Origin of the sequence: Algoriphagus lutimaris (assembly GCF_017051705.1) — a bacterium.
In the GTDB taxonomy this organism is placed as follows: Bacteria; Bacteroidota; Bacteroidia; order Cytophagales; family Cyclobacteriaceae; genus Algoriphagus; species Algoriphagus lutimaris.
In genome coordinates, this window is the sequence record NZ_JAFIDJ010000001.1 from 1,273,163 (window position 1) to 1,296,538 (window position 23,376).

The 23,376-nt window shown below is 38.2% G+C and carries 19 protein-coding genes; 3 read left to right on the forward strand and 16 right to left on the reverse strand.

Annotated features, from left to right (window positions below; translation table 11 throughout):
- Window positions 1–399 precede the first annotated feature (399 nt).
- Entirely contained in the window at window positions 400–3,891 is a 3,492-nt protein-coding gene (locus tag JYB62_RS05160; RefSeq protein ID WP_205644346.1) for a T9SS type A sorting domain-containing protein, read from the reverse strand.
- A 94-nt stretch (window positions 3,892–3,985) separates the two neighbouring features.
- Window positions 3,986–5,077: a DUF1573 domain-containing protein gene (locus JYB62_RS05165; RefSeq protein ID WP_205644347.1), complete on the reverse strand. Its 1,092-nt coding sequence runs from the start codon at window positions 5,075–5,077 to the stop codon at window positions 3,986–3,988.
- 69 nt (window positions 5,078–5,146) lie between these two features.
- On the opposite strand from JYB62_RS05165, the gene trpS reads away from it, so the two are divergent.
- Window positions 5,147–6,121 carry a tryptophan--tRNA ligase gene (gene trpS / locus JYB62_RS05170; protein WP_205644348.1) on the forward strand — a complete coding sequence of 325 codons (975 nt, stop codon included), beginning with the start codon at window positions 5,147–5,149 and terminating at the stop codon, window positions 6,119–6,121.
- A gap of 34 nt (window positions 6,122–6,155) precedes the next feature.
- Here trpS and fabF read toward each other — a convergent pair whose 3' ends face one another.
- The 3 genes from fabF to JYB62_RS05185 all read right to left on the reverse strand — a co-directional run bounded on the left by fabF (window position 6,156) and on the right by JYB62_RS05185 (window position 8,968).
- Window positions 6,156–7,412, reverse strand: a complete 1,257-nt coding sequence (fabF, locus tag JYB62_RS05175) for a beta-ketoacyl-ACP synthase II (RefSeq protein WP_205644349.1) — start codon at window positions 7,410–7,412, stop codon at window positions 6,156–6,158.
- 94 nt (window positions 7,413–7,506) lie between these two features.
- A complete protein-coding gene (locus tag JYB62_RS05180; RefSeq protein WP_074223919.1) occupies window positions 7,507–7,929 on the reverse strand; it encodes a hypothetical protein in 423 nt (140 codons plus the stop codon).
- A 76-nt stretch (window positions 7,930–8,005) separates the two neighbouring features.
- A complete protein-coding gene (locus tag JYB62_RS05185) occupies window positions 8,006–8,968 on the reverse strand; it encodes a zinc-dependent alcohol dehydrogenase family protein (protein WP_205644350.1) in 963 nt (320 codons plus the stop codon).
- Window positions 8,969–9,084: 116 nt separating this feature from the next.
- Between JYB62_RS05185 and JYB62_RS05190 the strand changes: the two genes are divergently transcribed.
- Window positions 9,085–9,852: an SDR family NAD(P)-dependent oxidoreductase gene (locus JYB62_RS05190; protein WP_205644351.1), complete on the forward strand. Its 768-nt coding sequence runs from the start codon at window positions 9,085–9,087 to the stop codon at window positions 9,850–9,852.
- 1 nt (window position 9,853) lies between these two features.
- On the opposite strand, the gene trmB is transcribed toward JYB62_RS05190, so the two are convergent.
- The 9 genes from trmB to holA all read right to left on the reverse strand — a co-directional run bounded on the left by trmB (window position 9,854) and on the right by holA (window position 20,639).
- The gene (gene trmB / locus JYB62_RS05195) at window positions 9,854–10,516 is read right to left on the reverse strand and encodes a tRNA (guanosine(46)-N7)-methyltransferase TrmB (protein ID WP_205644352.1); all 663 of its coding nucleotides are present in this window, start codon (window positions 10,514–10,516) and stop codon (window positions 9,854–9,856) included.
- Window positions 10,517–11,803, reverse strand: a complete 1,287-nt coding sequence (locus JYB62_RS05200; RefSeq protein ID WP_205644353.1) for a bifunctional folylpolyglutamate synthase/dihydrofolate synthase — start codon at window positions 11,801–11,803, stop codon at window positions 10,517–10,519.
- Between the two features lie 3 nt (window positions 11,804–11,806).
- The gene (locus JYB62_RS05205; RefSeq protein ID WP_205644354.1) at window positions 11,807–12,766 is read right to left on the reverse strand and encodes an energy transducer TonB; all 960 of its coding nucleotides are present in this window, start codon (window positions 12,764–12,766) and stop codon (window positions 11,807–11,809) included.
- Window positions 12,767–12,769: 3 nt separating this feature from the next.
- Window positions 12,770–13,159 (reverse strand): ExbD/TolR family protein, encoded by a 390-nt coding sequence (locus tag JYB62_RS05210; protein WP_205644355.1) that lies wholly within the window; start codon window positions 13,157–13,159, stop codon window positions 12,770–12,772.
- A gap of 1 nt (window position 13,160) precedes the next feature.
- Window positions 13,161–13,853, reverse strand: a complete 693-nt coding sequence (locus JYB62_RS05215) for a MotA/TolQ/ExbB proton channel family protein (protein ID WP_205644356.1) — start codon at window positions 13,851–13,853, stop codon at window positions 13,161–13,163.
- A gap of 1 nt (window position 13,854) precedes the next feature.
- Window positions 13,855–14,724: a hypothetical protein gene (locus tag JYB62_RS05220; protein WP_205644357.1), complete on the reverse strand. Its 870-nt coding sequence runs from the start codon at window positions 14,722–14,724 to the stop codon at window positions 13,855–13,857.
- A gap of 66 nt (window positions 14,725–14,790) precedes the next feature.
- Window positions 14,791–16,500 (reverse strand): TonB-dependent receptor, encoded by a 1,710-nt coding sequence (locus JYB62_RS05225; RefSeq protein ID WP_205644358.1) that lies wholly within the window; start codon window positions 16,498–16,500, stop codon window positions 14,791–14,793.
- A gap of 3 nt (window positions 16,501–16,503) precedes the next feature.
- Window positions 16,504–19,491, reverse strand: a complete 2,988-nt coding sequence (locus tag JYB62_RS05230; RefSeq protein WP_205644359.1) for a tetratricopeptide repeat protein — start codon at window positions 19,489–19,491, stop codon at window positions 16,504–16,506.
- A gap of 125 nt (window positions 19,492–19,616) precedes the next feature.
- Complete coding sequence (holA, locus tag JYB62_RS05235; protein ID WP_205644360.1) at window positions 19,617–20,639, reverse strand: DNA polymerase III subunit delta; 1,023 nt, start codon at window positions 20,637–20,639, stop codon at window positions 19,617–19,619.
- A 123-nt stretch (window positions 20,640–20,762) separates the two neighbouring features.
- On the opposite strand from holA, the gene JYB62_RS05240 reads away from it, so the two are divergent.
- Window positions 20,763–21,461 carry a tetratricopeptide repeat protein gene (locus JYB62_RS05240; RefSeq protein ID WP_205644361.1) on the forward strand — a complete coding sequence of 233 codons (699 nt, stop codon included), beginning with the start codon at window positions 20,763–20,765 and terminating at the stop codon, window positions 21,459–21,461.
- Here JYB62_RS05240 and JYB62_RS05245 read toward each other — a convergent pair whose 3' ends face one another.
- Window positions 21,462–22,304 (reverse strand): universal stress protein, encoded by an 843-nt coding sequence (locus JYB62_RS05245; protein ID WP_205644362.1) that lies wholly within the window; start codon window positions 22,302–22,304, stop codon window positions 21,462–21,464.
- An 11-nt stretch (window positions 22,305–22,315) separates the two neighbouring features.
- Window positions 22,316–23,236, reverse strand: coding sequence for a 2-hydroxyacid dehydrogenase (locus tag JYB62_RS05250; protein ID WP_205644363.1), 921 nt, complete (start codon window positions 23,234–23,236; stop codon window positions 22,316–22,318).
- Window positions 23,237–23,376: the final 140 nt, after the last annotated feature.

Genomic DNA, 23,376 nt, shown 5'->3' on the forward strand with positions numbered 1-23,376 from the left:
TGATATCTTCAGAATTTAGAATCTGAGATTAGCTCTCTCAGGATGGACAATTTGTGGTGCCATGAATGGTCAGGAAAATTGGAGAAACTTTTGGTTCAAATTCATATTCCCAACTACTTGAAAGCAAGCCTGAATTCAAGTCAAAAGAATTAATTCTTTCACCAACTTCATTATCAAACTCTCCATATTATTCCGCTCCACCAGAAGTAATCACCTGATAGGTAACTTTAAGGACTGGATCTTCTTCATTCTAACTGCAGGAAACCAATAAAAAAACGCAAAGCAAGAGTAAACTGAACAGGAATTTCATAGAAGGTTGATTTGGGTATGAATATTATTTTTTAAACCAATCTCCCCCCTATTAATTCTATAAAAACCAGCTCTTTACAAAATTAAATATTATTTAACCTTTAAAATTCTACCTAAAAACATCTGCTTTTCCTCTCCCTCAATAGCAACCAAATAGACTCCACTTGCCAAACTCCTAATATCCAAGACAATCCTTGAGGAGTTTTGACTGATTAGGGTAATATTAGCGTTCACCTCTTTTCCATTAGCATCTCGTACTTTCCAGGTATCAGGAATAAATTCAAAATCCCCTGCTGTCTCCAAAACAACCTCATCGAAGACGGGGTTAGGATAGATTTTTAATTCCTGAGAGACAATTACCCCACCAATTAGCCCGGAAATAGTTATTTCAACAGGTCCTAAAGTGGAAGTACATCCATTTAGATTGGTGATTTCTACTGTATACAATCCCATCTGGTTGAGCTCTAAAGTGGAACCCGTTTCCCCTTCCATCATCTCTCCATTTCTATACCATTGGTATTCAAAATCACCATCAGGGGCAATTAATACATTTCCATCTTCCAAAATCTCTCCAGCTGGTCTCTCCAAGGTTGTTATTTCAATTTTTTCTGTTTCTGCAAGGCATCCTCCTTCATATCGAATCACGGCATGATAAACTCCACCCTCTTCAATCTCAAGGGATTTTCCATTTTCCCCTTGGATTTCAATTCCATTTCTTCTCCATCTTACCACCTCAAATACTGCTTCGCTGTCCAAGGAGATTTCCTTAGTATCTCCTGAACAAATAGATTCGGGGCCTGAAAGGATTACCGGTTTACTGGTCATCCCTTTTACAAAGACCAAAGCATTTTTTTCTGTTACATTTCCTGAAGCATCTACCGCTCTAATTTCAACTTGGATTTCTTTACCGACAGACTCACAAGTCAATTCAGCTTGGTTGATTTTTAGTTCCTGAATAGCACAATTATCAGAAACTTCAGAAACAAAGTCTTCTGCTTCCAAAATCAATGAACCCACACTTAAATCGAGTTCAAGCTCCAGATTTTTTGTTTCCAAAACTGGAGGTATCAGATCGATAACTTTAACTTTTACTTCCTCTTTCCAAAAATTTCCCTCCAAATCTTTGATGGTCACTACAATTTGTTGCTCTCCTAGATTTTCACAGGTAAACCGTTGTTGGTTCAGGATAACAGTTAATCCTTCTGGCAATGAGGCTGTAAATAGCTCCATTATAGAAAGTTCTCCAATTCCATTTTCATTTAAGGGCAATTCAATCTGTTCCTTCAAGGAAGGGTAAGGCTTTTCACCGGTAGGCGGAGATTCATAAAACTCTACCTCCTTTACTTTGGAATAAACAGGACAACCATTGAACGGTAAAATCAGTGCTGAATACACTCCTGACTCTTGAATGGTTAGTACTTTGGAAGTGGATGATGAGATTAATTCTTCTCCTTTATACCATCCGATTACTTGATAATCAAATTCAGATCCTAATTCCAATAGAACTTCTGATCCAATGGCGGCTGTAGCAGGTCCGTTTAGACTCACTTTCCTACTTTCTATTTTCTCAATAGTTAAATAAGTAATTCCAGTGGTAGTATTTCCCGATTGATCTTTAACTGTTATCTCTATTTTTACCGGGGTATCAAAATCCTCACAACCAATCGTCTTGGGGCCATATATCACCTCCAAGTTCTCCCCACAGTTATCTGAAATCCCTGCAATAATGTATTCTTGGTTTATTTCAAAGGTATTTGAAAAGGTGACATCAATAGTTCCTTTATATTCCTTTAAGGTAAGCTCAGGCTTAAGTTCATCAAGGACAGTTACTTTCACCATTCCCTCCCACTTGACTACTCCTTCTGATTTTACTTTAACCAACACTTCAGTTAGTCCTAGATCTGCACAGGTATAGTTCAATTCCCGGGAAAAATAATAAGTATATGCTTCTGAATACCCTGACAAGAAATATTCAGAAGCTTCGGTGGATACCAATCCATTTTCTGCTAACGATAATCTGATCTCCTCTTTAAATACTGGTGCAGGTTGATCTTCAGAAGTTTTGAAATGAATCAAAAAAGTGCCAAATGTAACGTCTGTATGAACGACCGTAAATGGCATATTTCCATTTGGTTGCATCGATTTATTCCAATTCATTGGAAATGAAATGGAACTTCCCTCAAAGACTCCTTCGACTTTTTGAATTGGGTCGAATGGGTTTTGAAAGTCTATTATCTCATAGCTTTTTCCTTTCAGCTCACCAAATTCAGAAAAATCAACAAACGCTTCCGGTTTAGTATTTAATTTGAGAATCGTGACATAAAATTTGGATGGGTCGTATTTGTTTTGAGTAATCAAAACTTCCTGTTCCGAGATTGGATTGGTAGAAAGTTGCGATTCTAAATCAAAACCGTAATTATTTTTCCAATCCTCAAAAGTGAGCTCATTGAAAGGCTTTTCTATATTATTTATGTTGAAATAAAAATTGGAATTCCAGCTGGCATTGGGAAATGATGTTTTATCACCTAATACAGCATAGAAGTTACCATGGACATTAAAAAAACGATTAGATTGTATTTCTAAATTATTTAGAGGTAGAATTTCTAACAGATTACCTCCTCCATAAATGAGATTTTCTCTAAACCTAATGTTTTCATTAGGCATATAGGTCCTTCCAAGGGTCACATTTCTAACTTGATCAGCAGTTAATCTTGAAGCTTGCAAATCCCGGTAAAACACATTATCCGTTATGAAAACTTCGGAACTAAGATTATTTCTCGAACCCACCGTAAAGTTATGAGGAGGCCGATGAACTGATAAATTAACTGTTGCTATTACACCTGTATTGAAAGACACATTTCGGATGACCTTCACCCCTTTATTTTCAGGATCGGTAGTGTACAGATTAATTCCTTGAGAGGCATTTTGAAAAACTATATTGTTTTCAAGGATTTTTGGTTGATTTTCATCCTGATGCTGTACATAAAATCCATGCCCATTTCCTCTGGTATCACCTTGCGAACCGTTATTAAAAATAATAGATCCATAAACTTCATTATTGAAACCATTTCTCCATAATTCTATTCCACCGCCCACAATATCATATACCCAGCAATTAATGATTTTGATATTGTCCCCTAAGACAGTAATACCTAATTCATCTTTTATTTCTGCAAAGCCATTACTCGCATCCGAACTCCTTACAGAGGAAGAAGAGGTGACCTTCAATCCTACAAACCAAGTATAGGAGCCATATATTAAAAGTCCGGTACCATTGGTTCGATTTTTACCCACATCAATGATTGCCATCCCATCGTGTTGAGCAACTACTATGATAGGATCAGCAATGGTACCATTTAAGTAGCTTTCAAAATTTCCCTCATACGTGCCATCCATAAGGATCAATGAATCTCCAGCAACAAGAGCGGAACCTACACCTAAAGCATATGCTAGGCTCCAAGGATGATCTTGATCATTGCCAGAATTTGAAGAATTTCCTAAAGGAGAAGCATATTTTACAGAAGCCTGAACGGAAATACATGCCAAAAAAAATAGTAGCAGAAAAGAAATTCTTTTTAGCATAAAGAATCAAAAATTTAAATGTACAGATGAACTATTCGCTTTTTGCAAATATTTAAAAGTCAATTTAATGATTTTCTTTCAAGACTGACCAGTTCTATTCTACTCTGCTTTTTAAAATAAATAGTTGAACAGGATTTACCGGGTCATTGCTAAATAAGTAAATATTTCTCTGATCGATTCCTTTCCTTCCTTTTGGATCAAAAGTGATTTGAAGTTCTACAGACTCCCCAGGACGTAATTCGGTCTTTGGAATTTCCAATTTCAGACAATCACAATTTCCTTGGATTTTCCTGATTTCCAACTCACGCTGCCCTTTATTTGAAATTGTAACAGACCTATTTTGAATCGTATTTGCAGAAATGTTTTTCAGGTCAATTTCTTTTGTTCCTAGGACCAACTGAGGAACCAAATTCAATTCCTCTTTAGAAAAAGGTGGGAAATACTCAAAGACTTCAGCAATGACTGAAACCGGAATCACTGATAATGAATCCCAGGACACAGCAAATTGATCTTCCACGTATCCTAATTCCCCTTTCAAAGCCCCATCATAAGAAACTTGAATCAATCCTCTTTCTTGAGGTCTTATATACTCCTGAACTTGTAAGAGATGTATGTACTCAGGGGTGTTAAATTTTAAGCTATCTGCGTACAAAGTTTCATCTCCAAAATTGTAAATCTCCAACATCTTTACTTTAGGGACATTATTGAATACCTCACCCATATTCAATTTTGGTAATCGAAAACCAATCCCATCAATTTTATTAGGATAAATCTTATCGGGGTCTTCTGGATAAGGAATTGATGTGCCCTCCAGATACAAGGTATCCTGTGTGTTTTGAAGATTTCCTTTAACAATGATCATTCTATTGAAATAACCAGCTGCTGAAGAAGGGTCAAACGACACCTGCAGATTTCCAGCTTCCCCAACTTCTAGAGTATCCTTGGTGAAGTCAACTGTCGTACAGCCACAATCAGTCCATACATCCTCGATAAAAAATAATGAATCTTGGGTATGGGTAAATTCATATTCAGCAATTTGTTTTCCATGCTCTTCAAAGATGGTACCCAAATCTACCTTATTCACTTTCCATATCAATCTTGGCACTACAGTTTCCTGAGCCTGAACGGATTGTGTCAAAAGGAAAAATAAACCTACTACTAGAAGTCGAATTCGAATGCTACTCATGCTGCAATTAACGCATAATTTCAAATGGATTATATCCTGATTTACTTAATTTGCGCCAAAATTAAACAAATGGCAAGAGTACTGACAGGCATACAGAGTAGCGGGAGACCCCATTTGGGCAACATCCTAGGAGCGATTGTTCCGGCTATTGAACTGATAAAGCAAAACAAAGAGGAATCCTTCATTTTTATTGCAGATCTTCATTCTTTGACTAGCTCGAAAGATGGAGAGCTCAGAAAACAAAATACCTTAGCAGTTGCCGCTGCTTGGCTGGCATTTGGGCTTGATATTGACAATACGGTTTTCTATCGTCAATCCAGAAGACCGGAAGTTGCTGAATTGACATGGTATTTGAGCTGCTTTACTCCGTACCCAATGCTTGCCAATGCGCATAGCTTCAAAGATAAATCAGAAAGACTTTCTGATGTCAATGCAGGACTATTCACTTACCCTGTTTTGATGGCATCCGATATTCTTCTTTATTCTGCGGATCTGGTTCCAGTAGGAAAAGATCAGATGCAGCACCTGGAGATGACCAGAGACATCGCCTCTACTTTCAATCGACTGATGGGAGAGGAAATCTTGACTATCCCGGAAGCTCGAATTGATGAGGTGGTCAAAACTATTCCAGGCACAGATGGACAAAAGATGAGCAAGTCTTACAATAACTATATTGACATATTTCTTCCGGAGAAAGCCTTGAAAAAGAATGTCAATAGTATTGTGACAGATAGTACGCCACTTGAGGAACCAAAAGATCCTGACACCTGCAATGTATTCAAGCTATATAGCCTGATTGCTTCAGCTGAACAAACCTTAGAGATGAGAGGTAAGTATCTCGGTGGCAATTACGGATATGGTCATGCCAAGAAAGAGTTCATGCAATTGATTTTGGATAAATACAGCAAAGAGAGGGAGCTATTCAACTATTACATGGAAAATCCTGAGGAAGTTGAAAGGAAACTTGCTGCCGGTGAGGAAAAAGCGAAAGCCGTTGGAGATCCTCTTTTAGAAAAAGTAAGAGAAAAATTAGGTTTTAGATAACAAAAAAGCTGCTTCCAAGAAGCAGCTTTTTTGTCTATTTCTGAAATTCTTTAAATACCACGGAAGCATTATGACCCCCAAAACCAAAGGTATTACTTAGGGCTACTTTTACCTTTTTCTCCAAAGCCTGCTGACAAACTATTTGGATATCAGCTGGTATTGTTGGGTCCAATTGCTCTGTATTGATAGTAGGTGGTATTACACCTTCATTAATTGCCTTTACACTAAATACCGCTTCAATTGCCCCTGCAGCACCTAATAAATGCCCTGTCATGGATTTTGTAGCGGAAAGGTGCATATTGTTTTTTTCTCCCTGGCAAAGCTTAGAAATTGCCTTGGTTTCACTTACATCACCCAATGGAGTAGAAGTAGCATGAGCATTGATATAATCTACCTCCTGAATAGTTAATCCAGCTTCTTCAATTGCAAACTTCATACAATGATAAGCACCTAAGCCTTCTGGATGAGTTGCCGTCATATGATAGGCATCTGCAGTCATGGCAGCTCCCACGACCTCTGCATAGATTCTTGCCCCTCTTTTTTTAGCATGCTCATAATCTTCCAAGATCAGAGCTGCTGCACCTTCTCCCATGACAAAACCATCTCTATCGATATCAAAAGGCCTGGAAGCGGCTGAAGGGTTATCATTTCGAGTAGACAACGCTTTTAAAGCAGAAAATCCGCCGATTGATGCTTCACTTATCGGAGCTTCAGACCCACCTGTTAAAATAACTTTGGCTTTTCCCCATTTGATATAATTGTATGCATCCATGATGGCACTATTAGAGGAGGCACAAGCAGAGACTGGAGCATAATTAATCCCCATCATCCCATACTTCATAGAAATCAATCCTGAAGCCATATTCCCTAAAAACTTGGGAATTAAAAATGGATTAAACCGAGGGTTAGAATCATTTTCTACAAACTCCCGCATTTCCTTTTCGAAAGTGTTCAATCCACCTTGGCTGGTTGCCCAAATCACTCCTGCATCAAAGGGAGAATCAAGCTTTGAGATATCTAAACCAGCATCCTCCATGGCCTCTCCTGCAGTATACAAACCATATTGGGTATATAAATCAGTTCTTTTGATTTCGTTTCGATCTAACCTTGAACTAGGGTCAAAATTCTTTATTTCAGCTGCAAATTGAGTTTTGAATTTTTCAGCATTAAAATAAGAAATGGTCGAAGCCCCACTTTTTCCATTTTTGGCGCTTTCCCAATTACTGGCAACATCATTTCCTAAGGAGGATAATGCTCCCATACCTGTGATGACTACTCTTCTTGTATTCATGGTTCAAATTTAAACTCTTTTTGTATTTAAGCTTTAGAAAAATGAAAAGCCCGGATTTTACCGGGCTTCAAAGCTCTAATTATCAATGATTTGATTATCTACTTCTCCAAAGTACTTTCAAAGGGTTTCCGTTGATGATCATCAAAAATCTCGCAGGGTTAGGCACTAAAACCAATCTTACATCCTGTCTATCAAATTGATCGGATTCGATAGGAACACCCTCTCTTCCGACTACTTCATAACTGACAATTCCTCTGGCATCCGGAAGTAATGGCTTGTATTTGTTAGCTAAATATGCTGTAGGAAGTAAGATATCAGTATCAGACTTTAACACTGCATAAATTTTTTCCAATTCTTTTTCTAAGAGTTCTTCATAATCAGCATTGAAATCATCCTCCAAATCATGAAGTTCCTCTTCCAAATCATCATAATTGGAATCACTATAATCCATTTCTGCCAGTTGATTTCTTTTTTCTACAATTTCGGTGAGCTCTAAATCCAGCTTATCCCAATTCATTCCTTCTTGATTTTTGGTTTATGAAAACACAAAGATGGGCAATCCCTTTTTTTAAGCAGAACTTATTTGAAAGAATTTAACTAATCAGAAGAATTTTTCCATTTCTTCCTGCTTTTTCATAGGCTTTTATCGCCTTCTCAAACTCTTCTAAAGGATATTTTTCTGCAACATCCACCTGAGAAGTATCATTCATTAAAAACTCAAACACCTTTTGAAATGCTTCATATCGAGCCTCTGATTTCATTTCTGACATTAAACTTGTCAACCAAAACCCTTCAATTCGAAGAGTTTTAAAAATCATCAATCCACTATTTAGGGGAATATTCTCCAGACTTAAACTTCCAAAAACCATCATCAAACCATTTTTTCTCAAAGAAGCTAAAGCCTTGGCTCCCAATACACCTCCTACGGCGTCAAAAACAACATGGACTCCTCCATCCGTATTATCCGGAATCACTTTTTGCAGTTTTTCTTTTTCCGTATTAACTACCAGGTCTGCTCCAATATTCTTCAATAACTTCTTTTGCTCATCATGCCTTACCGTACAAGCTACTTTGATCCCCTTTTTCTTGGCAAGCTGAATAGCAAACTTACCAAATGCCGAAGCTCCTGCAGTAATTAACAACCATTCATCAGCTTCCAATCCAGACTTTTCTATCATCAAATAAGCCGTCATTGGGTTCACAATCGCTTGAGTCGCTACCTCATCTGGCATTCCATCAGGAATAGGAATCAAGGAAGCCTCCGGAAGTGCCAAATATTCTCTCCATGTACCGGTAGTTGAAAATAAGACCCGAGTTCCTTTAGGCAACTTCGATCCAGTGGATTCCAATACTCCACAGGCTTCAAATCCCGCACTACTTGGAAATTTTGGTTGAATACCATATAACCCTTGAATAAACATCATGTCAGCAGGGTTGATATTCCTTGCGGTAACTTTTACCAGAACTTCACCTTCTCCTGGAGTTGGAACAGGAGCATCTTTCAACTTTAATACTTCCAAGGGCTTACCTGTTTGTTCGAATATGACTTCTTTCATAAGGATATGGGTTTAATTCAATTATTTTTTAATAAATCTATCGATATATTCCCGTCCTATGGCTCTCAACTCCCATTTTTTTATAACTTAAGGTTTACTCTAAAACCTCTCAAACTATGGATTTATCAAAGGTTTTTTCTCTAGATGGAAAAGTTGCTTTAATTACAGGGGCAAGTAAAGGGATAGGCCTTACTATCGCTGAATTTTTTGCTGCTGCAGGTGCAAAAGTGGTACTGAGCAGCAGGAAGCAGGATAAATTAGATGAAGAAGCCACCCGATTAAAAAGTAAAGGGTATGAAGCCACGGGGATTGCCTGTAATGTGGGAAATATGGATGAACTTCCACTATTGGTAGATAAAACCGTTGCCATTTATGGTCAGTTGGATATTTTGGTAAACAATGCCGGAACCAACCCGGTTTTTGGGCCTATCCATGAAACGAGTTTGGAAGCTTTTGATAAAATCATGGATGTGAATGTCAAAGCTGCTTTTGCTCTTTGTAATCTTTGCTTTCCCCATCTTAGAAAATCCTCTTCCGGATCAGTAATCAATATTAGTTCCATAGGAGCTATTTCTCCCGAACCAGGTTTGGGAGTATATAGCATCAGTAAAGCCGCATTGGTTTCCTTGACCAAGGTATTTGCAAGGGAATGGGGAGATTCCAAAATTCGGGTCAATGCCATCTGTCCAGGTATCATACAGACTAAGTTTTCTGAACCGCTTTGGAGTAATGAAAAAATAATGGCCTATATGATGAAACAATTGGCCATCAAAAGACTGGGGACTACAGATGAGATTGCAGCTTTAGCTTTATTCCTAGCAGCTCCAGGCTCCTCCTATACAACGGGTTCTATCATTACTGCCGATGGAGGCTTTACCATTTAACTTAATCCTTAAATTGGAATTTTAAGTATTTGATCTTTTCTCCCTTTTCTGAAAACATCTTCTCATAACGGGTTTGAATTCCCAAATGGTCATTTTTCCATTCTGATTCATAGAAATCATGGGTAAAACCCAATAGATTGATGTCCTCCCTTTCTTGAAAAAGGGCTAATGAGTAATCAAACAAGCCTGTATTATCGGTTTTAAAATGAACCGTACCTCCTTTTTTCAATAGGGGTTTATACATTTCTAGAAATCTAGGAGAAGTTAATCTTCTTTTCTCATCCCCATCTCTAGGAAAGGGATCAGGAAATGTGATCCAAAGTTCAGATATCTCTCCTTCTGCAAAAAATCTATCTAATAGCTCAATTTGGGTTCGTAGAAACGCTACATTATGAATACCTTCAGCCGTTGCGGTGGAACTTCCTTTCCAGATTCTGCTTCCTTTAATATCTACACCTATAAAGTTTTGGTCTTTAAATACTCTTCCCAAACCCACTGTAAATTCACCTCTTCCACAGGCTAATTCTACCACAACAGGGTTTGAATTCTTAAACTGGAACTCATTCCAATTTCCCTTGATGGATTCAAAAATTGGTTTTCCATCTTGAATTACATTTGGGTTCTCTTCATTTTCCTTGAAGCGAACAAGTTTTTTTCTGCTCATTTATAGGTCTTCGATTTCCGCGACCACAAAAGTACTCCCTCCGATAAAAATCAGGTCATTTTTCGCAGCATTTTTTCTCGTGAATTCTAAGGCTTCATTAATATCTGGGATTATTTCTCCCTTCAATCCCAATTCCAAAGCTTTCTCAGCTAGTAAATTTGCTTTCATAGCCCTTGGAATAATAGCTTCACAAAAAACATAATTCGCCTTTTTTGGCAACATCGATAGAACTTTGGAAACATCCTTATCCTGAACCATTCCAAGTACCATCCAAAGTTGGGAAAACTCATAGCTTTTCAGTTGCTCCAAAATTTCTTGGATTCCTGATTCATTATGTCCTGTATCACAGATAGTCAATGGTTGTTCTCCCAATATTTGCCATCTCCCTTTTAGACCCGTTTGAGTAGTAACGGTCTTTAGACCTTCTAAAATAGTCGATTGACTAAGTTCCCATCCTAAGTCATTCATTTGTGAAACTGTCTCTAGAATACCAGGTAGATTAAAGCGTTGGTAATTCCCTAATAGGTCAAGTTGAACCTCAAATGAATTGTCTTTAGTATCTATTTGATAAGTTGCCAATCCAAAGATTGCCTCTTTCTTGTGAACCTTCCACAAATCATCCGCAAAAAAGATTGGGGAAGAAGTACTATTTGCCTTTTCAACAAAAACTGGTTTTGTTTCAGGTTGAGTCTGAGAAATTACTACCGGAATCCCATTTTTAATGATCCCTGCCTTTTCTCCCGCTATCTGAGGTAAGGTATTTCCTAAAAATTGCATATGGTCAAAACCAATATTGGTAATTACGGAAACTTCAGGTCTGATAACATTGGTACTATCAAACTTCCCTCCCATACCTACTTCAATGATAGCAATATCTATCTTTTCTAACGCAAAATACCAAAAGGCCATGCCAACGGTCATTTCAAAGAAACTAGGTTTTAACTCTTCTAAAAAGTCCTGATTGTCTGCTACAAATTGAACAACCTTATCCTCTGGAATCTCCAATCCATCTATCCTAATTCGTTCTGTAAAGGATTTTAGGTGTGGGGAAGTATAAAGTCCTGTTTTATATCCTGCAGCTTGGAAAATGGAAGCTAAAGAATGCGAAGTACTTCCCTTTCCATTGGTTCCTGCTACATGTATGGATTTAAATTTCTTTTCAGGATGCCCAAGATGGGCACATAATGCGATTGTATTACTTAAGTCTTTTTTGAAAGCTGTAGCTCCTACCCTTTGGAACATGGGTAAGGCATTGAACAGGTAGTCCAGCGTCTCCTGATAGTTCATGGATCAGTCCACTTTGATAATGAAGGTGATTTTTCCTGTGGAGAAGTCAGCAGCAGCTCCCCCTTGTTTTTTAAATGAAATCTGGTTTACAACTTGTCTGTAATAAGCAAGCACTTCATTAGACACATTGTATTCCAATGGAACTGCCTGAACTACACGTCCTGCATCATCCACGGTAATTTTAAATACTATTCGACCATTTCTAGTGGAAACACGATCGTTGATATTGGGTCTATTTCCAAACTCCCACCCTGCAAGGTCTAGGCTTACTCCATTACCTGGATTGGTCCCTTTCCCACTACCTGTTCCCATGATAGCTCTACCATCCACCGTTCCTTTAGGGTCCCCTTCATCACCTTTTTCATTGGAGGAGCCTTGAGCACCACCTGATGCAGGCGTAGTGCCCTTACCTGAAGTTCCTCCAGCTCCAAAAATAGCTCGTTGATCTACCTTTGGTTTTTCAGGCGCCTTCTGCGTGGTTTCCTCTGCTTCCGCCTTAGCCGGTGTAGTCACTGTCTTTGCAGGTTCCGTTTTAGCGGGTTCTGGTTTCTTTGAAGGTTCTGTTGCTTTCTCTTCTCCTTTGATGGGAGAAGGTTTAGTGGTCACCGCTTTATTAATCGCTGGTTGAGTTTGTGCTTTTGGTTTAGCAACCTCTGTTTTAGGGCTTGGAGTAGGTGTAGCAGGCTTGGTAACTGCTTTCTCGGCAATTTCTCCTGGAGCAGCAGCTTCTTTTACAGGAGTAGGTATTTCGGAGGGTGCATTTGGGCTGTCTCTCTCCCCTGATCCTGTAGGGGTAAAACCTAAATTCAATTCCAAACCAAAACTAGGAAGCGGTGGTACAGGTTGTTTCCAAACCACAATAAAGTAGAATGCAATCAATAGCAAAGCATTAAAGACAATGGTTATTATCCATGCCCTTTTCTTGCTTTGTGATTCTTCTTTATCTGCGTCCCAGTACTGCATTATTTAAAATGGTTTAGTAGCGATAGAGACATTCGCTTCCAATCCGGCAGCAATACCCCCAATTTCAACTAAGTATTCAACAGGTACTTCCTTATCGATATGCAACACCACCTGCCCTTTCTTATCCTTCAATAAGGTCGTTAATTCGGCTTTAATATTTTCTCTCGGAACGATCTTATCATTTACCGAGTATTTAAAGTCCTTTGTTATTGTAACGGAAACTTCCTGCATGACGATGTCTGAAGTCTCGCTAGAAGGTAAATTGACCGGCAAACCTGAAGGAGTAATAAAAGAGGATGTAAGCATAAAGAAGATCAATAACAGAAATATAATATCTGTCATGGAAGACATGCTGAATGCAGGATCAACTTTATTTTTAGACTGTAATCCCATCTTATTTATCTTGTAGTAAATCGATGAACTCCACGGTAGTATATTCCATACTATGAACCAACTTGGACACCTGAGAAACCAGGTAGTTGTACCCTAAATAAGCGATAATACCTACAACCAACCCAGCTGCAGTAGTAATCATTGCCTCATATATCCCCTCTGACAACAATTTTGGAGAAACCATGCCTTCTTCTTGAGCGATCGCGATAAAAGCTTGGATCATCCCAGCAACCGTACCCAAGAAACCAATCATTGGGGCAGCACCTGAAACGGTTGCCAAAAGATTGAGGTTCTTCTCTAATTTATAAATCTCAATTTTCCCCACATTCTCAATAGAAACCTCAATGTTTTTCAAGGGGCTTCCTATTCGCTCTATACCCTTCGCAATCATGTTAGCTACCGGCGTTTGTTCACTTGCACAAAGCATTTTTGCCTTTTCTATTTTGCCTCCTTGAACCAATACCCTAATCTGATCCATTAAAGAAGTTGGAGTTTTAGAAGCCTTTTTCAGGGTAATCAATCGTTCAAAGAATATGAAGATTGCCAAAATAAAGAGCAGGTAAAGGGGGACCATCATGTAGCCTCCTTTGATCAAAAGATCTAATAAACCGATACTTTCTTTTGTAGCGCCTTCCGCAAGGCTGTCCGCTGCTGCCAGTGAATCGGCAACAGAAAGGGTTTGAAGTAGAATCATATTAATATTTCAAAATCCATAAAGCTTCTGTGTATTGATCTTTGATCGCGTTTAGTTCCTCACTGGCTTTCCTAAAGCTAGTAAAGGACCCTATAGCCAAACGATAGTTTTTCACATCTTCGTATGGCAAGATCAGATAAACTGAACTCGCGCGATCCATGTATTGAGTAGACTCTGAAAGTGCCATTCTTTCATTGGGCAAACTTCCCACCACAATAAAATATTGTGGCGTCTCTCCTCTACTCTCTACTCTGATCAAACTCTCAGCTACAGTACGATCAATAGTTGTACCAGTTTGCGGAGTTTCCACAGGTTCTTCAAAAGAAGAATTGGATTTTGGAATAGAATCTTGATTTTCAGCGGCTTGAATTTCTTCAGTTGGTGTATTTTCTGGAATTACCTGAGATTCCATAGGTACTTCAGGTGGGGATGGTTGTTGGGCTACTTGATTTCCGGAGGAATTAGAACCATTTCCTTGACTCATTAATTGCAAAACAATCACTGCAACTACCAGAACTGCTAGTATTACTACTGCTGCTACCCAAGAATTTTTCTTCTTCTCAGGTTCAGCAATGATTCGCTTTTCTTGATGAATTTCCTCTGACTTCTGCGCTACCTGTTCCTCTTTTGGATATTCGGTTTTAACTTCCTGTGCTGTAGCAGGCACTACTTCTTCTTTTGCAGGTTCAGTTTCCTGAATGGACTTTTCTTGAGACTTGTTGTCGGTAGCAAGCGTCACCACTTGTTGCTCTTCCTTTTCAGGAACATTTTTTTCCTCACCCAAAGGAGTTAAGGGAGTCACTTCCACATAAGGAAGTCCAAAATCTTTTGGGTCAGTCCATTGTCTATTTTCAGGAGAATTTTCCGGCATAATCAAATTGAGTGCTACGAAACTAAAAGAAATGAGGCTAAACCCCAACCCGAGAATGAAACATTCCTAGAATTTCATAGAAACTCCACCAATTAATTGAATCCCTCTTACAGGATAATTTAACCAGCGGGTATTTTTCCCATTCAATATATTATTTCCTTCCGCAAAAACAGCAAATCTATTCGTGATTTGGTAATCGGCTTTCAACTGTAAGTCGGCAATGGTTTTTAACTTCACGACCTCATAAGGTCCATATTCACCCATGATGTCACTTAAGTCATTCCCTCTGGCTTTCAAACCACCCATGAAATTCAAATTTGCCTGTACCAAAAGTCCCTCTATGGGAGTCACTTGGTTATTAACTCGCAATTCCCACGTTGGTAGATGCCATGCTTCTGCTTGCGTACTCAAATCATATTGATACAAGTCTAACCTAGATCCTAAAGAGTAGACATCTGAAAATTTAAATCCAAGCTCTCCATTAATATTGAATACAGTACTCTTATCGTCATAAACTAAACTGAATCTGGAAGAGTCAGTAGTTACCAAATTATTGGTATAGTTATTCACGAAAAAGCTCAGGTTATTGTATCGACTGACATTGATTGCTGCGCGATAATGAAATGCCTCCTGAAATTGACCTTCTATCCCTCCTTCAACTTTGTAATTTTGGATCGTATTCAACAATTGCTCACTTGGGCCTAAATAAGGATTTTCATTTACAAAACTGAAATAGGTGTTTCTTTTTACATCTCCTGAGAATTCTCCGAAGAATCCAAATTCTTCAGCAAACTGATAGGAAGCTTTCAGATTCGGAAAAATTCTGAAATCACTGGATTTATCCTCTATTGAATCATTTTCTGATATGATATTTAAACCAGCAGAGATCCTAAATTCTCCTGTAGTATATTGGACCTCAGGGCGAATCCCCAAATACGTTCTCGTCTTAGCATAATCTAAATCTTCGGGATTGGTCGTATAATAAGATATTCCTACTTGACCTTTCCAGTCCTCACTTGGTCTAAACTCCCCTAAACCTGACACCCCTATTTCACTTTCACGAGCCATGTAACTGTCATTAAAGTTTCTATAGCTTGCCTGTACTTCATAAGAAAATGGCCCTACTTTTTCAATGTCTCTGATTCCAGCTTTTACTGAAAAGGAGGTAAATACATTATCAGGAATTTCAAATTCTGGATTTTCAAAATTCACAGGATCTACCCCGTAAAATGAATAGCGATCCTGATTCCAATCTATCCCACCAAACAATTCAAACACATCTGCGAAATAACTGATATCCCCTCCAAAATTGGTATGCGCTTCACTAGACTCTTCCCCTTGAACAGGTCCCTTTCCAAAACTTTGATGCCCTAAGTTCAAAGAGAAGTTAAGAACATCAACTTCAGTCCCCATGTACCTTGCCTCCAACAAAGGGGATGCGAAATTGCCATAACCTACTCTTAAAAAACCAGGGTATAAATCAAGTTGGGGAGCTCTAAAAGGTTTCTGGATAGGAGTAGTTTCTAAAACCAAAGGCTCCAAAGTCAACGGATACCTATTTACTCTATAGTTAAAGTCTGCCAAGCCTTTTGGCTGAGGTAAAACAGGCAATTTTTCATAAACTCTCGGCTGAACAGGAACAGTCAGTACGCGGTCCTTACGAATGATAAATTCCTGATCAGTTACTTCTCCTCTTGATTGAGTCTGAGCAAAAGTCAAACTTGTTGTTAAACCAAATGCTCCTCCAAATAGAATTAATTTTACTAGCCTTTTCATGGTTTAGTTTAAAGTTTGAAGTTTAGTTTGAGCCATAGATTTTATTTCTTCATTCGTAGATTTCTCCACAATAGATTCCAAAGTTGCCTTGGCTTGGAAATCCTCTCCAAGTGTCACATAGTTGTCGGCCAAGAGTAAAAACATCCTTCCATACCAATATCCGAAGTCTACAAATGGTCCGGAGAAATCAAATATGGTCTCATTGGATTGGGCTACATCTCCCTTTTCCTGAAATGAATAGGCTAGCCAATACAGACCTTCTGCCCCTTGCTCTGTTTTATATTCATTGACCAAAGTCATCAAGGTAGTTTCGGCATCTACTTTTTTATCCATCTCACGTTCCGCTTTTGCTTTTGTCAGCAAAGCTTTAGGAGTAGATTCTGGAATTATACCATCTAAGGTCAGTAAACGATCCGCGTTGGCAATGGCCTGATTGTATTTCTTGGTTTCAAAATTCGCTACCATCAATCCTTGCACCGCTTCGGCCTCTTCAATTTTGTTTCTGGCATTCTCTGCAGCAGTTTGGAGGTAAGGAATTGCTTGTTCGAAGTTCCCGTTTTCTAATTCAATTCCACCAATTCGTTGAATTGCTCTCACTCTTTGAGGTGATGCCGGTTCATTTTCCAAGGACTTAAATTGTGCCAATGCCTGATCCTTATTTCCCAACTGGAAGTAGGAATCACCCAAGAAATACAAGGCATCTGCCTTTTGAGCGGATTGAGGATAATTTCTTAAGTAACTTTCAAAAGCTCTGGAAGCCTGAGTATAATTCTTATCAAAATACATACTCTTGGCAGCCTCAAATTCTAGAGATTGAACACTTGTATTGGATGGATTGGAGCCTTTGTATCGTGCCAAATAATCCGAAAACTCACCCGATCGTCCTTGTAAAGCCAACGTCTCTTGCAAGCCTTTCAAGGCTGTTTCCGCATTTTGCGCATTGGGATGTCTATCCAAAATGGTTTTATAATCCTGGATGGTCTGATCATAATTCTGCATGGAAAAATTAGCAACTGCTCTGCCCTCCAGTGCATATGGAACAAATGGTGAATTCGGTTTTCCATTAATCAAATCAGAATAGGCCCGGGAAGCTTCAGAGTAATTAGTCTCCTCCATGTTAATCTGTCCCTTCTGATATAATGCATCTTCGTAATACAAACTGCTCGGATACCTAGAAATCAAAGCATCCAACTGGTATAAAGCTTCTTGATTTCTTGTTTGGAAATTCTGTACTACCGCTAATCGATAATAAGCGTAATCTATACCTGAATTCCCTTCGTTAATTGCCTGTTGGAATACCGCAGCAGATTCTGAAAATCTCTTTTGCACGTAATAGCAATCTCCTAATCGGAGCATAGCATCGTCGTAATTTTCTTTATTATCACGGCCTCTCAACCGATCGGTGTAGGTTTTGAAATGGACTTCAGCCTGAGGGTATTTCTGTGAATTGAAATAAGCATATCCTAATCCATACAGACTTTTGGTCAAATAAGAACTAGAGGTACTACGACCCAAAGAAATCGCCTGTTCATAGGAATTAATTGCCAGAGGAAGCTCCCCCCCTGCAGAATAAGCTTCTCCTTTCCAAAAATGAGATTCCAAGACAATAGTACGGTCAACAGGGTAAGCCAAAGACTTATCCAAATAGGCAATTGCTCCATCCCATCTTTGATCCCTGAAGTATACCATGGCCTGATAAAAGGCTACTTTTTGATATGCTGATTGAATTCTTGGAGACTTATTGGTAATTCGGTCCATTTGTTCAATCGCCCTTAAATAATCATTGGTGTTGACTAATGCCTCCGAAAGCAAGGTCTCCATTTCAGCTTTATGAGTTCCATTTGGATACTTATCCAAATACTCATCTAAGGCCGCAATAGCAGCTTGAAAACTCCCTTTTTGAAGATTTACTTTTGCATAATTAACCAATGCATCTTCCTGAATTTGTTTGTTAAAATCAGCCTTGGAAGCCGCAGCGAAACTTGTGGAAGCAAACTGATAATTTTCCTGTTTCAAATAGGCATGTCCCAGGTAGTAACTACTTGCTTGTCCTAATTCATCATTTGCTGAAGCTGAATTTTTCAGATATTCGGCAGCCCGTGGGTAGTTTTGAATTTCAAATAAGGAAATTCCAGCTTTATAGATCTCCTCTCTGGACAATGTCCCTTTTCGGGAATTGATATACGATTCATAGTGACTGGAGGCATTTAAATAATCCTGTTTGGCATAGTAAGCTTCCGCCAAGTACAAATGAATGATTTCAGGTTTTTCTAGTTGCTGTCCTCTACCAAACATAGGCTCTGCATAACTGATCAATTGATCATAGCTACCTGTATTATAATAAAGTGCAGCCAATAAATAGGGGACTTTCCCTGAGTAAAATACATCTTGAGATGCCGTATGGAGATCCGAAATTGCTTTTTCATGATCCCCACTTTCCATTGCCATGTACCCGCTATAATAGTAAGCATCTGGACTGACTGAGGTATTCAAGACTTTTGCTTGGTCAAAAAATGGAGCTGCTTGTCCATAATTTTTCATTTGAAAATGCCCAAATCCTTGTTTGAAATACAGGTCAGCTCGATTTTCATCTCCAAGGCTGTTTGGGTTTACCAATGCATAACTTTCGTTAGCTTCGGTATAATTTCTTTTATAGAAGAAATGATCCCCTAGATACAAACCGGCAGAAGTAACTGAAGGGTGATTCCCATGATCATAGATGTAAGATTTCATTAATCCTGGACCATCTGGACTTCCAACCTGTAAAGCGGACATCGCTCTATTCAATTCCGCAGATTTTTTTTGCTCATTGGACAAATCTTCATTTAAAAGACGAGTGTTATCGTATAATGAAGCAGAAAAAAATTGCTTTTCAAATAGCTCAATCTGATGATCTAAGGAATATTGTGGACTAGTTTGATAGAGCGTGGATTGCGAATAAACATCCAAACTCAACCCCAATCCAGCAAATAGCATCAGGTAATATTTCATAGACAGTAGTTGGTTTTAGCACCCAAAAAAATCAACTCTGAGTCTAACTATCTCCTAATCAATGGAAATAGAAAAGCCACTCAAACAGCAAATTCTTTTGGTTTATTTAAAATTAGCTTCGGTAATCAGTGCAAAATCTTGTACACGAGTTCGCGGAGGATTTCACCATGCGTCATACTACCAGAGTCAACCCCTTTAGAACGCAGATCTGCCTCTTTGATGTATGTAAACACATCAATTACCTTGCCCAATTTGTAGTTACGGGCGGATTGCAGGTACTCTTTGGCCACAAATCGAGGAACACCGATCAAGGATGCTATCTGGTCATCTGTAGCTCCTTTTGCCTGATGAATTAATGCCAACTTTGAAAAATAATTATACATCAGCGCAAAAAGTGGAATAAGCGGGTGGGATTTAGGGTTTTGGATAAAATAGTGGATGATCCTATTGGACTTCTCTGCATCTCTAATCCCAATAGCTTTGAGTAGTTCAAAGTTATTGTAATCTTTATTGATCCCTATATATTTTGAAATATCAGGAATTGTAAATTTTGTAGATTCCTGGAAATTGATGAGCATCTTCCCTACCTCATTTGTCATTACCTCCAAGTTGTTGCCAATGGCATCAGCTAAAAATTGGGCAGCTCTTGGTTCAATATCATGTCCAATATCCTTAAAATACTGAATAACCCAATCTGTCAATTTATAATCCGGAACTTTATCAGAAGTCACATAGACTGCATTTTTTTGCAATTCCTTGGACAGCTGTGTCCTTTTATCCAGCTTTTTATATTTATGTGCAAAAACTAAAATCGTACTAGGAAGCGGGTTTTGGGAGTAACTAATCAAAAGTTTCTGGGACTCTTCTTTTCCTAAATCCGGTAAACTTTGAGCCTCCTTTACAATCACTACCTGGCGCTCCGCCATCATTGGGAACTTCCTAGCATTATTTAATATTAGCCCTGCATTACTGTCTTTTCCATACAAAACCACTTGATTGAACCCCCGCTCATGTTCAGCGATGGCATTCTTTTCAATATATTCAGTGATTTGATCAATATAAAAGGGTTCGTCTCCATCTAGAAAGTAAATGGGGGCAAACTTTTTCGCTTTTAGATCTTTAAGTACAGCTTGGGGTGATTGGGCCATGAATTATGCTAACTCTAAAGCTTAAAGATAATAGACCGATTGGTTTGGGTGCAAAAACATCAGAAAGATTATTTGGTAAACTATTCCTGCCTTAACTTTGTATTACTGAATAAAATTAAAAGAATGACTTTCGAGAAAGGAATAGAATTATACAAGGCTGGAAAATTTGAAGAGGCACTGACCCTATTTAATAGCTTGATTTCCAATTCAGAGACTAATCCAGAATTTCACCTTTTCAGGGGAAGGATATTATCTAGATTAGGAAAAACCCAAGAAGCTATTGCCGATTTTGATATCATCATTGAGCTTGACCCCTACAATACAAATTATATCTCAGACAGAGCAGTGGTTCTTCATTTATTAAAAAGAGATGAAGAAGCCTTGGTAGAATTTGACCGAGCTGCAAATCTTGACCCTAAAAACCCTTACAGATATAGCAGTAGGGCTTATTTTAAAGATAGAATTGGGGATCTAAAAGGTGCGATTGAAGATTATGAAAAAGCAATTGAGCTAGACCCAGAAGATGCAGTTTCTTTCAATAATAAGGGACTTGTAGAAGAAAAACTTGGTTATAAAGAACGTTCTCAAAAAAGCTTTAAAAAAGCAGATGACTTGGTAGGTAGACCTCAACCTGAATCAAAACCAGAAACGCCTCCAACACCTCCTGCCGAAAAAACGGAAAAATCTCCTGATGAAACCAAGAAAATCCCTAATAAGATAACAGTGTCTTATTACTTCCGGACCTTGGGATCACTTTTTACAGATCCGAAGACTAGGTCAGAATTTAAAGATTTTATCCAAGGAATTTTTAAAAAGAAATAGTTAAAGAGACTTGATTACCCATAATGGCTTATTGATAAAATAAGCCATTTTTTTTGAAAGATTTTTTGCGAAGATCTGGTCAAAAAAAGATTTCTTTTTACTCAAGGTTACCAATACATCTCCTTTAGAAGTTTGAAGGTAATTTTCTAAGCCCAAGGCTAAATCATCCCGATAGGATTTCAGTACAAAACTGACTTTATCATATTTTACAAATGGAGTAATTTCATTAACCATTTCTTTATGAAGGGACTTATCAATGGCTTTATGGGTACTACTTACATGAACAATATCAATCTCAGAATCAAAAAACCGAGCCATTTCTATGACCTTTTGAATGGCAATTTTATCCTCTTCTAAATAATCAGATGCATATACCATTTTGCGGGGCTTTTTGAAAAATACTTTTCTTGGAACCACAAATACATCCGTGCTGGATTCTTCTACAATTTTACTGGTTTTCGACCCAATAATATGTTCTCTCAAATCATTGGTGCCTTCAGTACCCATCACAATCATATCTGCTTTGATGTGTTCTGTCTCTGCCAAAGTCGTAGGAACAATCTTTCCATTTTTATAGGAGATCGAGCAGCTTTTTAATCCCTTTGGTAAACTCTCCTTTAAAACAGCTTGCTGAAGATTGATCATTTTTTCCTTTATAAACTCTTCTTGATGGTAACCTTTCGAATCCAAAGGTGAAAGCTTTTCATAGTCCTTTTTATTTAAAACATGGAAAAGCAGCAAGTCGGCTTGGTAAAACTCCCCCAATTTTGCGGCATATTCAATTGCATTTAAAGAACATTCAGAAAAATCTGTAGGGCAAATAATTGTAAAAGTATTGGACATAGTTAAAAATTTTAATAGCCTCTTTTTCGAATAACAAGATTATTCAATGGCTTGTTGGTTTGTATTCTACGTATGTTATCTACTACCTGTGGAGCAGCAGCACTAGGATTGGTTACGCTAGCAATATGCGGCGTGAATAGAATTCTTGTATCCTCCCAAAAAGGGTGCTCTTTGGGCAGAGGCTCCGTTCTAAATACATCCAAAAGAGCTCCAGAGAGGTACCCCTTATCCAAGGCAATGATCAAGTCCTCCTCTACCAAATGCTTACCTCTTGCAACATTAATCAGAAAGGTTCCTTTTCTACAATGTTTAAATAGTTCAATATTTAAAATCCCCTCTGTATCTGAGGTCAGAGGTAAAAGACAAACAATTACATTTACTGTTTCCAAAAACTCATTCAATTGGCCCTTGGAATAATAGGGATAAGGAAAATTTTCTTTTTCTGAAAACCCAAAACCTACCACTTCAAACCCCATAAATGCAAGTTTTTCCAATACATCACCTCCCAGAGCCCCCACTCCCATCACACCAACTTTAACGTCTATTTCAGGATTGCTCATATCCCAAACTTTCCGCTTTTTATCTTGTTGATACCTTGTAAATTGCCGATGAAAATTCAATACCCCCATGATGACATAATTGGTCATGGAAAATGTTAATTTTTCGTCCACAATTCTTACGACTGGAATATTTTCTGGCACAGATTTATCTCTCAAAATATGATCAACTCCTGCTCCCATGGAACTGATCAATTTTAAATTTGGAAAAGATGAAAGAATACCTGCTGGGTGATTCCACAACATGACCACTTCCACCGAATCCGGTTTATTAATTTCAGGGTAGACTTGAACTTCTAATTCAGGGTCTTGATCCTTTAAAACCTTGATCCAAGGATCAGCGTTCTTCCCTGGACAAATAATAGCTAAACTCATAATAATTGAAAAATATATAACCTAGATAGGTTTCATTTAATTATAATATACTAAAAACGAAATTACTGATACTTTCATTACAAAATCTCATGATTTTACATGAAATTACAGGATTTCTAGAAATATTCTGAGAGAAAATT